General features: G+C 45.3%; 13 protein-coding genes. 9 read left to right on the plus strand and 4 right to left on the minus strand.

The features are described from left to right. Positions 1–5 precede the first annotated feature (5 nt). Positions 6–1,025 (plus strand): galactose/methyl galactoside ABC transporter permease MglC, encoded by a 1,020-nt coding sequence (mglC, locus tag HP548_RS28695; protein WP_076290270.1) that lies wholly within the window; start codon positions 6–8, stop codon positions 1,023–1,025. Between the two features lie 72 nt (positions 1,026–1,097). Here the strand turns inward: mglC and HP548_RS28700 are convergent, their stop codons facing one another. After that, positions 1,098–1,433 carry a hypothetical protein gene (locus HP548_RS28700; protein ID WP_076290269.1) on the minus strand — a complete coding sequence of 112 codons (336 nt, stop codon included), beginning with the start codon at positions 1,431–1,433 and terminating at the stop codon, positions 1,098–1,100. A 274-nt stretch (positions 1,434–1,707) separates the two neighbouring features. On the opposite strand from HP548_RS28700, the gene HP548_RS28705 reads away from it, so the two are divergent. The 4 genes from HP548_RS28705 (at position 1,708) to lpxA (ending at position 6,132) form a co-directional block, all read left to right on the plus strand. Then, entirely contained in the window at positions 1,708–3,264 is a 1,557-nt protein-coding gene (locus HP548_RS28705; RefSeq protein WP_246318258.1) for an ATP-binding protein, read from the plus strand. A 218-nt stretch (positions 3,265–3,482) separates the two neighbouring features. Beyond that, positions 3,483–4,313, plus strand: a complete 831-nt coding sequence (gene lpxC, locus HP548_RS28710; RefSeq protein WP_175383572.1) for a UDP-3-O-acyl-N-acetylglucosamine deacetylase — start codon at positions 3,483–3,485, stop codon at positions 4,311–4,313. Positions 4,314–4,333: 20 nt separating this feature from the next. After that, positions 4,334–5,359 carry a UDP-3-O-(3-hydroxymyristoyl)glucosamine N-acyltransferase gene (lpxD, locus tag HP548_RS28715; protein ID WP_175383573.1) on the plus strand — a complete coding sequence of 342 codons (1,026 nt, stop codon included), beginning with the start codon at positions 4,334–4,336 and terminating at the stop codon, positions 5,357–5,359. Continuing rightward, complete coding sequence (lpxA, locus tag HP548_RS28720) at positions 5,356–6,132, plus strand: acyl-ACP--UDP-N-acetylglucosamine O-acyltransferase (RefSeq protein WP_175383574.1); 777 nt, start codon at positions 5,356–5,358, stop codon at positions 6,130–6,132. Before lpxD ends, lpxA begins: the two co-directional genes overlap by 4 nt. A gap of 95 nt (positions 6,133–6,227) precedes the next feature. Here the strand turns inward: lpxA and HP548_RS28725 are convergent, their stop codons facing one another. From HP548_RS28725 to HP548_RS28735, 3 genes are all read right to left on the minus strand, one after another. Continuing rightward, complete coding sequence (locus tag HP548_RS28725; protein ID WP_076290265.1) at positions 6,228–8,054, minus strand: ABC transporter ATP-binding protein; 1,827 nt, start codon at positions 8,052–8,054, stop codon at positions 6,228–6,230. Further along, positions 8,047–9,768 (minus strand): ABC transporter ATP-binding protein, encoded by a 1,722-nt coding sequence (locus HP548_RS28730; protein ID WP_175383575.1) that lies wholly within the window; start codon positions 9,766–9,768, stop codon positions 8,047–8,049. The genes HP548_RS28725 and HP548_RS28730 overlap by 8 nt, the downstream gene beginning before the upstream one ends. 70 nt (positions 9,769–9,838) lie before the next feature. After that, on the minus strand, positions 9,839–10,273 hold the full coding sequence (locus HP548_RS28735) for a MarR family winged helix-turn-helix transcriptional regulator (protein ID WP_076290263.1): 435 nt from the start codon (positions 10,271–10,273) through the stop codon (positions 9,839–9,841). Between the two features lie 220 nt (positions 10,274–10,493). On the opposite strand from HP548_RS28735, the gene HP548_RS28740 reads away from it, so the two are divergent. Genes HP548_RS28740 through HP548_RS28755 form a run of 4 tightly spaced genes read left to right on the plus strand, consistent with a single transcriptional unit; the run spans position 10,494 to position 13,328 of the window. Beyond that, the gene (locus HP548_RS28740) at positions 10,494–11,423 is read left to right on the plus strand and encodes an NUDIX hydrolase (RefSeq protein ID WP_175383576.1); all 930 of its coding nucleotides are present in this window, start codon (positions 10,494–10,496) and stop codon (positions 11,421–11,423) included. 18 nt (positions 11,424–11,441) lie between these two features. Then, positions 11,442–11,939, plus strand: coding sequence for an NADAR family protein (locus HP548_RS28745; RefSeq protein ID WP_099855609.1), 498 nt, complete (start codon positions 11,442–11,444; stop codon positions 11,937–11,939). Then, the gene (locus HP548_RS28750) at positions 11,920–12,858 is read left to right on the plus strand and encodes a TIGR02452 family protein (RefSeq protein WP_175383577.1); all 939 of its coding nucleotides are present in this window, start codon (positions 11,920–11,922) and stop codon (positions 12,856–12,858) included. The genes HP548_RS28745 and HP548_RS28750 overlap by 20 nt, the downstream gene beginning before the upstream one ends. 47 nt (positions 12,859–12,905) lie before the next feature. Next, positions 12,906–13,328, plus strand: a complete 423-nt coding sequence (locus tag HP548_RS28755; RefSeq protein WP_099855613.1) for a macro domain-containing protein — start codon at positions 12,906–12,908, stop codon at positions 13,326–13,328. The last annotated feature ends 29 nt before the right edge of the window (positions 13,329–13,357 follow it).

Here is a 13,357-nt window from a genome sequence, read left to right on the forward strand (position 1 = left end):
AACATATGAATACACAGGTTATCAATCAGGTGAAGCAGTATGTGGCGCAGCGCGCGATCTTTATTGTGCTGATCCTGCTCGTCATTGGCATTGCCATTGCCGATCCGCACTTTCTTGCTTTCTCTACACTTCGGGATATATTACAACAGTCCTCCACACGGGCTATCATTGCGCTGGGGGCGGCGTTTATCCTGGTAACGGGCGGGGTCGATTTGTCGGCAGGACGGGTCGTTGGTCTAACGGCTGTTGTCTCCGCATCCATGCTGCAAATCGACGAATATGCCAATCGGTTCTTTCCTGATCTGCCACATTTATGGGTGTGGGCGCCCATGGTCTTCGGGATTATTGCCGGATTGGCAGTAGGACTGGTGAATGGTATCATTGTAGCCAAATTACATGTTCCACCCTTTATCGCGACACTGGGTACGATGGTTGCGGTATATGGTCTGAACTCGATTTATTTTGATACAGAGCCCAATCAGTCACAACCCATTGGTGGATTGAGGCCCGATTTTACCGTTATTGGTTCTGGTTACATTGATCTTGGCGGTGGTTATTCCATTCCGTATATCGTATTGATTGCTGTAGCGGTTGCGCTGATCTGCTGGGTGGTCTTCAACAAGACCCGTCTCGGGAAGAACATGTATGCCATCGGTGGCAACATTCAGGCTGCGCATGTGTCCGGCATTCATGTGGCACGCAACCTGATTGCGTTGTATGCCATTGCAGGTGCCCTGTATGGATTGGGCGGTGTGCTGGAAGCCGCGCGTACGGGCGGGGCAACGAACAATTACGGTAACATGTATGAGCTGGATGCTATTGCGGCTTGTGTCGTGGGGGGCGTCTCCACAGCGGGTGGAATTGGTACGGTTCCCGGTGTTATGGCAGGGGTGTTGATCTTTGGAGTCATCAACTATGGTCTGACCTTTATCGGTGTAAGTCCTTACTGGCAGCTAATTATTAAAGGGTTGATTATTGTGGCTGCGGTGGCATTTGATATCCGCAAGTATATGGCGAAAAAATAGAAGTTTAGTAATGAAACATAAAGCCAGCTTCCTGAAATGACAGGGGAGCTGGCTTTATGCTTGTTTGCTCTTTTAATGAAATATAACCCATATTATACCGTAAAGTGGAAAGATCATAACGCTAAAGATCAGCATGAAACCACCGACCTTGTAGGCTACTTTTGTACCAAAGTGAGAATGGTATTTGCGTGCGATCAAAACGGAAGATAACCAAAAGATTATAGCTACCATAAAGGGAATGTGAAATCCTTGATGACCATCGCTATAGATAGGCAAGTTCAGTAGATTAAACAAATAGTGGCTGATTTGCACCTTTGCTGTGCCCCAGGAAAAATTAAAGGCAAACCCTATAGCAAGCACAAGCAAAGAAAGTGTCCCGATGCCCAAAGGTTTTCTTTGTTGTATCATGTTTATCCCTCCATAACCAGGGTGATATTCTATATAAACCCATTAAATGTATTGTAACACAGTAATGACCATTGTGATTGGAAGATTATTTCGTAATGTGCATTTCCTATAAACCGTTTGTCCTATTTTAATTATAAATTTATACATTCATGTGAATTTGACGAACCTCCAATAATCGACAACATCAGCTAATCATTATCGATATAATACATGTGAATAGGATCTTAGATGTGAGTATTGTCAAAGGGGGCGAGGCTGTTTGCTGAGTTACACGATGAAAATGGTTATTTTCCCGCTCGGATGTCTGCTTGTTATCCTGTCCTCTTATTTTCTAGGGCTTACTTCCCATCTCGCGTTAATGATATGTGCTGGTGTGTTATTTGTAGCAACTATATACAAGGAAAAACAGTATCCGGTATTGCGTAACATCCATTGGATTTTTCTTGGCATATTCCATTATTTCAGTGAACTTAACTGGTGTAATATGTTGTATTACCTGCTCATCATGTCGATGATTCAGGATAAACAGCGTGTTACGCAGACGTTACCCATTTCAATGTTGATTGTGTTTGAATATACTGTGATTCGGCTTTCGTATGTGACGATAGATACATATAATTTGCTGGTGTCCATGTTTGACATGTTAACTGCAATTGTCATTATCTTTTTGTATCATACCTTGATTAACAGCGAAGCAGAGAAGCGCAAACTTCGGGAGAAAAATGATTTTCTAACCCTCCATGATCCGCTCACCGGATTGCTAAACTACGAGGGATATATGAACGTACTGAAGGAAACGGCGGACGAGCAACGATCATTTTTGCTGATTATCATGAACATTCAGAATTTCAACGGGTTTGATCAAGAGGTCGATGACAATTGGAATCATGTAATCAAAGCGACAGGCGAGAGTGTTTCGAAACAGTTTGCAGATGCATATGGCGTATCTCGGTATGCGGGAGATCGGTATGCTGTCGTTTTGCCTGAAATACAAAATATCGAAGAACGCATGGTGTCACTGCTGTCCGGGGAGTTAAGGGGCTTACAAGTAAACTACAGCATTTCCCTATATCCGGGAATGTCCGAGACGTTGCAACACTTTATTACGGTAGCGGAGGACAGCTTTTTTCAGCAGCAGCGCAGCAAATGGTTGAAAAATGAAGAAGAGGTTTTCCGCTCGGAAAGACTACGGGCTGTAGGTGAACTTGCGGCTGGCATGGCTCATGAAATCCGTAATCCTCTCACTGCCATTCGAGGTTTCTTGCAGTTATCACGTGGACAGGCATTTAATATAGCACCGTGGTATGAGGTCATTATGGGTGAGGTAGCACGTGTAACGGATCTGACGGCCGAGTTTTTACAGTTTTCCAAACCACAGGCTAATCACATGAAGCCCGAACGAGTGGCCCATTGTCTTGAACGAGTCATGTCGTTAACCGAATCGGATGCAGCATCGCGAGGGCATCGGATTACACTTGAAATGACTGGTGAACCAGTTGTGGTCAACATGGATCGGGACAAGATCGTGCAGGTCCTGATTAATCTGATTCGTAATGCTTTTGAAGCAATGGAAGACCCGGGTGAAGTGCATATTGATCTGTTACATGATGGAGATAAAGCGATTATCTCGATTACCGATACGGGCAGCGGTATCCCGGAGAACTCACTGGCGACGATCTTTAATCCATTTTATACGACCAAGGAGGAAGGTACAGGACTTGGACTGGCACTCTGTCAGAAAATCGCTCAGGATCATCATGGGAGAATTACCGTTCGTAGTAAAATAGGTATTGGTTCAACATTCACCCTTCATTTACCTATGGGGCCATAATTCCAACAAAACAAAAACGCTTAACTGTTCCCCGTCAAGTAGACAGTTGAAAAATAAAAAATGGTTCGTTTAGAAACCTTAGCTCAGATAACGTGCTAAGGTTTCTTTTATGCTCCTCTGACGAGACTCCAAATATCGACAACATCAGCTAATCATAATCGATATAATACATGTGAATAGGATCCAAATGTGAGAATTATGTCAAAGGGGGCGATGCTATGTACCAAAAAACGATTCGTAATCGTTTTACATTAGACGGTATTGCTATACATAGTGGGAATTTGTCAGAGATTACTCTGCATTCTGCACAACCAAACACGGGTATTATTTTTAGAAGAGTGGATGTAGATCCATATGAAATTATTGAAGCTAAAATCGGTAATGTATCCAATACGGAACGTTGCACACAGCTTAAAAACAACCATGGATACTCTGTATCTATGGTTGAACATACGCTGTCTGCTGTTCGAGGGATGGGTATCGATAACGTGATTATTGATGTTAATGGTGAAGAATTACCCATTTTTGATGGCAGCTCTACAGGTATTGCAGCAAAGATTTTAGAAGTTGGCCATCTGCAGCAAGAAATTAAAAAAACATATCTCCATTTAAAACAAAAAATTAGAGTTGAGCACGGTAATTCTTTTCTTGAAGCTCATCCCTCTTCAATGATCTCCTATTGCGTGTGTTTTAAAAATGAACATAAAATTGCCTACCTCTCAGATCAAACATCCAATTTTAATTTTATAGAAAACAATTACTTAAGGGATATCGCACCAGCTAGAACATTTTGTTTTGAAGAAGAAATAACGTACTTAAAAAGCAAAGGTTTAATTCAAGGTGCTTCTTTAGAGCATGGAATAGTTATTGGTGAAAAGAAAATTTATCCCAATTCACGTTTTCATGATGAATTGTCTCGTCACAAGCTGTTGGATCTTATTGGCGATTTAGCTTTGAATCCTCCTTTTCATGCAAGAATCATAGGCTCGGGAACGTCTCATTATTTGAACACTCTTTTTGCTCAAGAATTATTAAATAATCTTATCTAAATACAAAAGGAGACCATATTATGTCATGTAATTTGAATGAAATCTCTGAACAGTTAAATGGGGTTTTAATAGGTGATGGCAATGTCGTTATAACAGGCGTAGGTTCAATTAATGCTGCTAAAGAGGGAGAAATTGCTTTTGTTACGGATAAAAATCTAAATAAATTAGATCAATGTAAGGCTTCAGCTTTCATTGTGCCAGAAACGACAATAATAGAATTTAAAGTACCTGTTATTAAGGTGAAGAATCCCAGGCTCGATTTTATTCGCTTAATTGAAATGTTCAGTGAGAAAACCAAAAGTAGGGGTGTATTATCATCAGAAGCAATTGAGCCTTCGGTAACGTTAGGCTACAATGTGCAGATCGACGAATTCGCGGTAATCAAAGAAGATGTTTCTATTGGGGATCATACTATTATTTCCGCGCATTCATTTATTGGTAGAAATGTGACCATTGGAACGAATTGCTTGATCCACCCTAATGTCACTGTTTTACATGATACTATCATCGGAGATAATGTCATCATTCACTCTGGCGCAGTGATTGGCGCTGACGGCTTTGGTTTTGAATGGGATGGTCAGAGACATGTTAAAATCCCGCATATTGGAAATGTCATTGTTTTTGATGATGTTGAGATTGGTGCAAACACCACTATTGATCGCGGGACGATTGATTCAACAACCATTGGTACAGGAACCAAAATGGACAACCTTATTCAAATTGGTCATAATGTGCAAATTGGTGAGCACTGCATTATCGCAGGTACAAGTGCAATTGGGGGTTCATCAAAAATTGGTAATCGCGTCATATTGGCTGGTGGAAGTGCGGTAATTAATAATATCACCATTGGAGACGGCTGCATTGTTTTAGCTAAAACCATGGTTACTAAAAACATGCCCGAGAACTCAATGGTTTCGGGATATACAGCTCGTTCACATAAGAGACAACTACGAGAATCCGCTGCACTTTCCAGACTCCCCCAAACGATAAAAAAACTAAATAAAAAAATTAATGAACTTTCCAAAACAAAGGAAGGTGCTAAATGATACATCAGTCAGCCATTATTCATCCTACAGTAGTAATTGGGGACAATGTCGAAGTCGGACCTTTCAGTATCATTGAAGAAAATTCAAAAATAGGTAGCGGGTGTAGGATTGGAAGTCACGTTATCATAGGGGCTAACACGATATTGGGGGGGGATAACCATATTTCACATGGTGCCATTATCGGTTCAGATCCACAAGATAAAAGTTACCAAGGCGAAGAATCGTATCTCATTATTGGAGATAATAATACCGTGAGAGAGTATGTCACTATATGTAAAGGCACATCAAAAGGAGATTGTTTCACGAGAGTAGGAAGTAACAACTTTATTATGAATTATGCTCATATCGCACATGATGTATTGATGGGAGATCATAACGTCATCGTCAATAATGTGCAAATTGGTGGACATGTTAATATTGAAGACCATATCACTTTTGGTTGTGGTTCTGGTGTACACCAATCATGTAACATCGGAAGGTTTGCAATGATTGGAGCGGGAAGTAAAGTTTCACAAGATATCGTTCCATATTCTTTAGCAGATGGTCCGCGTTCGTACATACATGGTGTTAATATCGTTGGTCTAAGAAGAAATGGGTTTTCCAATGAAGAAATAAGCACGATAAAAAAGATTAATACCATTTTATTTCGCCAAAAGCGAACTCTCGATCAATCTATTGAAGAAATAAACAACTTACCTCCTTCTGAATTTAAAGAACACACATTGAATTTTCTATATAAATCTACACGCGGAATTGTACGAATGAAGCGATAAAATGGAAACGCCGCAAAGGTCCGGAATAAAACGGAACCTAATGCGGCGTTTTTGTTGTGTTTCTGTGTTTTAATCATCAATGAACACGAACCCAATCAGGTAAGCTGACCCTGATGCAACTGATAATAGAAACCTTGCTGTTGCATCAACTCATCATGGCTGCCTCGTTCGGCGATCTTGCCGTCATCAATAACCAGAATCTGATCGGCCTCACGAATCGTGCTTAATCTATGGGCAATGACAAAGCTGGTGCGATCCTTCATCAAGGTGCGCATCGCTTCCTGAATTTGCATTTCGGTGCGTGTGTCGATGCTGCTGGTCGCTTCATCCAGAATTAGAATCGCAGGATCCGCAAGAATGGCACGAGCAATGGTTAACAGTTGTCGCTGTCCCTGACTCAGATTGCTGCCACCGGAAATGATCGGGGTATCATAACCCTGCGATAATTTGCGGATGAAGGAGTGGGCATTTGCCAACTTCGCTGCTTGCTGGATCTGTTCGTCCGTTGCATCGGGTTTGCCGTAGGCAATATTGTCACGAATGGTGCCGGAGAACAGATAGGCATCCTGTAACACAATGCCAAGTTCGCGCCTTAGCTGGTCTTTCTCTAGTTCGGAGATGTCACAGCCATCAATCGTAATCCGTCCGCCCGTAATCTCGTAAAAACGGGGCAGTAGGTTGATGATGGTTGTTTTACCCGCCCCAGTCGGGCCGACAAGTGCAATCATCTCGCCTGGCTTGGCGGTGAAGCTGACCTTTTTCAAAATCTCCCTCTCGGAGTTATACCCAAAGGATACATCTTCAAATACAACTTTACCCTGAATCTGCTGCAGTTGTTTCTTCTGTTCTTCCACGTATTCACTTGGTGTATCAATAATGTGGAATACACGTTCAGCACCTGCAATAGCTGCCTGAATCAGGTTGTACTGGTTCGCCAAATCATTGATGGGCCGCTCAATTTGGCGGGAGTATGCAAGGAAACTTACAATCAGCCCGATGGACGTCAGATCATGATAAGCCATCCATCCACCTACGGCTGCCAGTATGGCAAAGCCGATATTGTTCATAACGTTCATCGTTGGCCCGACCAGACCCGATACGCTCTGAGCTTGGGTACTGGAAGTGCGAAGCTTTTCGTTCAAATTTTGAAAATGTTTTTGTGCCTGCTCCTGGCGGTTATAGGCTGCAACCACCTTTTGTCCAGCAATGGTTTCCTGAGCGTAGCCATTAAGCTCACCAAGCAACTTTTGCTGGGCGGTAAAATGTTTGCGTGTTCTTGAAGCGATCAGCCGAGTGGCGATCGTAATCAGTGGAACCGTCACCAGACTGAGCAGTGTCAGTCGGACATCCAGGGCTAGCATAATCGACAGGGAGCCAACCAGCAAGATGGCGCTGGACATCAATTGAGTTACACTTTGATTCAGTGTCGTGGACACGTTATCGATATCATTGGTAGCCCGGCTCATCAGATCACCGCTCTGATTTTTGTCAAAAAAGCTGATCGGCAGCTGCTGCAGCCGTGAAAACAGAGCATGACGCAAATCCTTCACAGTCAGTTGAGAGACACCGATCATGACATAGGATTGAGCCCACATCATGAATGAGCCGAGAACGTATACGGTCAGTAATAACATGCAGTCTTTCAGCAGACCGTCCGTAATTTTGGGAACGATATGTTCATTGACCGCACGGCCGAGCAGATAAGGTCCTGCCAGATTAAGTAACGTTCCAAGAGCCGTCAGTATCAGAGCGGTGATAACCCCTTTACGATGACGTCCCATGTATGACCACACTCGAATGATGGCGTGCCGGGCGTTCTTGGCTCGTACTTTGGGAACCGGACCTCGGCCGGGTGGCCCAGGTCTTCCGATCATCGGTGGGACAACGGTCTGATGGTTGGAGGAAGAAGCGTTTTTAGCCAAACTGAACATCCTCCTTCCGTTGCTGCGAATAATAGATGGATTGGTAATGTGGCGAATGGGCCATGAGATGTTCATGTGTACCACTTGCCACGATCTCTCCTTCATCAAGCACGTAAATACAGTCTGCATCTTTTACAGAAGAGATCCGTTGTGCAATTAAGAAGGTCGTACTATTTTTCATTAGTGAATGCAGCGCCTTCTGAATGCTTGCTTCGGTACGCAGATCGACGGCACTGGTGCTGTCGTCCAGAATCAGAACCTCCGGTTGCATGAGCAGGGCACGGGCAATAGAAATCCGTTGTTTCTGCCCACCTGAGAGATTGACCCCGCGCTGGCCCAACTCCGTGTTATATCCATCTTTCAGATTCATAATAAAATCATCGGCCGCCGCCGCTTGAGCTGCGGCACGTAGTTCAGCTTCCGTTGCATCAGGTCTGCCGAAGCAGATATTATCCCGGATGCTGCCACTAAACAGGATGGATTCCTGTAATACGATGGACACACGGCTGCGAAGATCCTGGAGATCCCAGTTACGCACGTTCACTCCATTCACGAGCACTTCACCCTGTGAGGCATCATACAAGCGGGGGATCAGCTGTACAAGCGAGGTTTTACCTGATCCTGTAGATCCGAGCAGGGCCACTTTTTTTCCCGGCCGAGCCGTCAGTGTAATTCCAGAGAGCGTATGTTCTCCATCATAGCGGAAATAGACATCCCTGAATTCCACCTGACCTGCTCCTTTACGAGACATATCATCTCCCGATTGAATATCAGGCTGGGTGTGAAGCACCTCGTTGATTCGTGTTGCAGATACTTTGGCGCGGGAGAAGCTCATCATCATCATGCCGATTGAAGTGAGCGACGAGAGTACAACCGTTACGTAGTTGATAAAAGCAATCAAATCTCCGGCGGCAATATCGCCTCCTACTACCTGAAAGCCCCCAAACCACAGTACCGCTACAATGGTTGCATTCAGCATCAGGCTTAATACCGGTGCATTCAGCGATACGATGCGCCAGGCTTTCACTGCCGTATGGGTATAATCTTCATTGGCTTGCTGGAAACGTTTCTTCTCCTGACGTGCGCGTGCAAAAGCTTTGACGACACGAATGCCGGCCAGATTCTCTTGAAGAACCGCGTTCACCTTGTCGAGTTTGTTCTGAACGCTGGCGAACAGCGGATAGGAAGCGGATATCAGGATGTATAAGATGATAAAAAGAATCGGCACGGACAAAATGAGAATGAGCGCCAGTTTGACACTGATTGTAAACGCCATAATAATACTGCCGATAATCAGCATCGGCGAACGGATAAACATACGCAGAAGCATCTGTACAAAGGTCTGCATCTGGGTGATATCACTCGTCAGGCGAGTGATAAGCGAGCCCTCCTGGAAGGTATCCAGATTACGGAACGAAAACTTCTGGATATGATCAAACAATTCCTGGCGCAGATCAGTGCCATATCCAACGGCAGCTTTGCTTGAAAACAGCGTACAGCCTGCACCGCCAACCCATCCGATTAACGCAAAAAGAAGCATAAATAAACCTGTAGTCACGATGTGGGACAGGTTCCCTGCAAGAACACCATCATCCACAATGCTGGACATCAGCTTGGGTTGAAGGAGGTCCATGGCAACCTCAAGGACCATGAGCAGCGGAGCAAGAATAGCTGCTGACTTATACGGGGTAAGAAATCGTTTTAACGTCCACAATGGGAAAAATCACCTCATTCGTTATGAAATAATCATGTTGCAAATATTGATGAAGATAGATGAATCTCAATTAATATTCTCGCAGATTCTGAACCATGCGCTGGGCGAGCGCTGCCATGAGTTGCGATTCTTCAGGTGTAAAATCTTTCTGGGCTTGGCGATCAAGCTCCTGGAATACTTCTCTCAGTTCCTTAAGCGCAGCACGGCCCTGATCGGTCAGATAGACACGTAGACTGCGAAGATCCTTCGGGTCAGCTTCACGCCGTATAAACCCCGAGCTTTCCATACGTTTCAGCATTACCGTTACCGTTGCAGGGGCGCGGCGAAGCTGTTCGGCCAGATGTTTCTGGGTCTGACCATCTTCCCGTTCAAGCTGGAACAGCAGCGGCGGTTGTCCAGGATATAACTCAGGGTGGTTGACAAGCTTCTCATGAGCCTTGTAACGCTGTAGCTTGACGAGTTCTGATAACTGTCCCATTAACCGTTCATTTCGATCTGATTTCATAAGCGCTTCCATCCTTTTAATTAGTCGACTAACTAAATGATAAGTTTCATTTGACATATCGTCAAGCGATTTTTGACATCCCGAGGAAGCATATCTGAGAGTGCTCTAATGAATTTTTCAAGGAGATGGAAAATATTGACCTAGGGCAAAAAGATATGTTAGATTGTTATTATCTAATTGTTAATAACAAAATGTTAATAACAGAATGGGGTCTTTCGAAATGACACATGCAGGTAATTCTGATCAAAATCCATTAGATCATCAGAATCACGTGAATATAAGTGAACAACAGTTTCTTGAAACCTATGACGCGAGCGATTACGAACGTCCCTCCGTTACGGTGGATATGTTGGTATTTACAATACGGAGTGAAACGCAGGAGAACTATCGTAAGCTTGCGGAACCTGAGCTCCAGTTGCTGCTGATCCGTCGTGGCGGTCATCCCTATATGGGGCAGTGGGCTCTTCCGGGTGGGTTCGTTTCCATACAGGAATCGTTGGAAGATGCCGCTAGGCGGGAACTGTTCACCGAAACCGGACTGGATGATATTTATCTGGAGCAGCTGTATACCTGGGGAGATGTGCATCGCGATCCGCGTACGCGTGTTATCAGCTGTTCTTACATGGCGCTGGTTGACAGCAGCGAACTGCAACTTCAGGCTGGCGACGATGCCAGCGAAGCAGACTGGTTCAGAATGGAGCAGCGGCTTCTGGAGGAGAAACGCCATATCCATGAGCGTGGACGTGTGACGGAGTGCAGGGTGCAGTTGATTTTGACCAATGGAACAGAGGAATTGTCGGCGGTCATTGAGACAAAGGAAACGTTGGAAGGCAGAGTGCGCAGCAGCCATATTACCGTGAACGAAGTTCAAGGAATTGCTTTTGATCATGCGAAGATCATTTACTACGCGCTGGAACGTCTGCGGGCGAAGGTGGAGTATACGGATATTGCTTTCAATTTGATGCCGGAGACATTCACGCTAACTGCTCTTCAGAAAGTATACGAGACCATCAGTGGCAAAAAACTGCTGGCTGCCGCCTTCCGGCGCAAAATCGCCGATTGGGTCATCGAAACGGGAGAGTATACAGGGAATGCTGGACATCGCCCATCCCGTTTATACAGACTGAACCCAGAAAGATTGGCCCCATAAAGTTAGGAGGGAATATCGATGGAGAAGTTTACATTTTTCTGGCGTACAGCGTCTCCGTTCTCACAGTGGCACCCGGCGGATTTTACCGTGAGTGGCGTTCACTACACGAGTGCAGAGCAATACATGATGCATCAGAAAGCACTGCTGTTCGGCGATCAGATTATTGCAGATAAGATCCTGAAAGCAAGCTCCGCATCTGTCCAAAAAAAGCTGGGGAGACAGGTCGCAGGATTCGACCAGACTGTATGGGAAGCGGAGTGCAAACGTATTGTCTATGAGGGAAACGAAGCCAAATTCACCCAAAACGAACAACTGCTGACCACGCTGCTCGCCACCCGCGGAACGACCCTTGTGGAGGCAAGCCCGGATGACCGCATTTGGGGTGTTGGACTGGCGGAAGAAGACTCGCGTATTCGTAATAGAAGGACGTGGCGGGGAACCAACTGGCTGGGTGAGATCCTCACCCGTCTTAGAGAAAATATAGGAAGTGATGAAGATGAACGATCAACAACATAAGAACAATATTCAGAACAACAATCGCAGTAAAACAACTGGCTTCAATAGTACGAATCAACGTTCCAGACGATCCCAGATCGCCCATCAGACGCTGGCTATTCTGGAAGAAGGAGAATACGTGAACGGATATGATCGCAGGGTTCAGATCGGTACGGATTTACAGCGAGCGATCCGAGATTCGGTCTTATATCGTCCGACGGAACTTATCGCTCTTCGAGAAAAACGAAGTAAAGAAATGGTTCAGCTGCAACCTCGCGCCGAAGCTTCAGTCGTTCGCATCGAGGTTACGGGTGAGACCACACTCGCAGCCGCATCACGTCTTTCTGTGGATGAAGGAAGGAAAGATGTCGTTTGTCTGAACTTTGCATCAGCGAAAAACCCCGGTGGTGGCTTCCTGGGAGGCAGTCAGGCACAGGAGGAAAGCTTGGCTCGGGCGACGGGACTGTACCCATGTATCGCCCAAATGAACGAAATGTATGATTATAATCGTAAGCAGCGATCTTGTCTTTACTCGGATTATATGATCTATTCGCCTGCAGTTCCGGTGATCCGTGATGACGAGGATCGGCTGCTCGACAAATGCTATCTGACATCATTCATCACAGCGCCTGCTGTAAATGCGGGAGTAGTGAGAGAGCGGGAAGATGCCGATGATCGGCAGATTGAGTCCGTCATGAAAGGGCGCATTCGCTATATTCTGGACGTGGCCGCGCTGCATGGACATCGAACCATCGTACTAGGTGCATATGGCTGCGGAGTATTCAGGAATGATCCGGCGGACGTAGCGAAGTATTTCCATGATGTATTGGTGGAAGAGAACTTCAGGCATTCCTTTGAACGAATCGTATTTGCCGTATTGGACCGGTCATCAGGACAGAAAACAATCAAGGAGTTTGAGGATCGTTTGGCGGGAAAGTGAACTAGAAAAAGGTGGAAAATAAAATTTGTAAGGGAGAAGAAGACAATATGGATTTTCGCGAAATACAGCAGGATTTGTTTGCCATGGATGATCACTACACGCTTGCACACTGTATTTCTGCGGATGCCCGCATGGGTGCAGGAATTGCTGTGCAGTTTCGGCAGCGATTTGGATTGGAGATTCTCCAGGAGCAGGCGCAGCAGGAGCCGCTTGAGATCGGACAATGTTATTCGGTGGGGCGGACACTGAATCTGGTCACCAAGGCCAAGTTCTCTAACAAACCAACCTATCAGTCGTTTACCCGAGCCGTTGAATCCATGCGTGACATATGCGTTAGAGATGGGCTCAACAAACTGGCGATGCCACAAATCGGCTGCGGGCTGGACAGGTTGAAGTGGGATAAGGTGAGGGGCATTATTCAAGATGCTTTTGCCGAAACGGATGTTGAGATCGTCGTTTGTACCTTGTGATTAGGCCATGCCGACGGACTTTTACCTAC

It is taken from the genome of Paenibacillus taichungensis, from assembly GCF_013359905.1.
In the GTDB taxonomy this organism is placed as follows: domain Bacteria; phylum Bacillota; class Bacilli; order Paenibacillales; family Paenibacillaceae; genus Paenibacillus; species Paenibacillus taichungensis.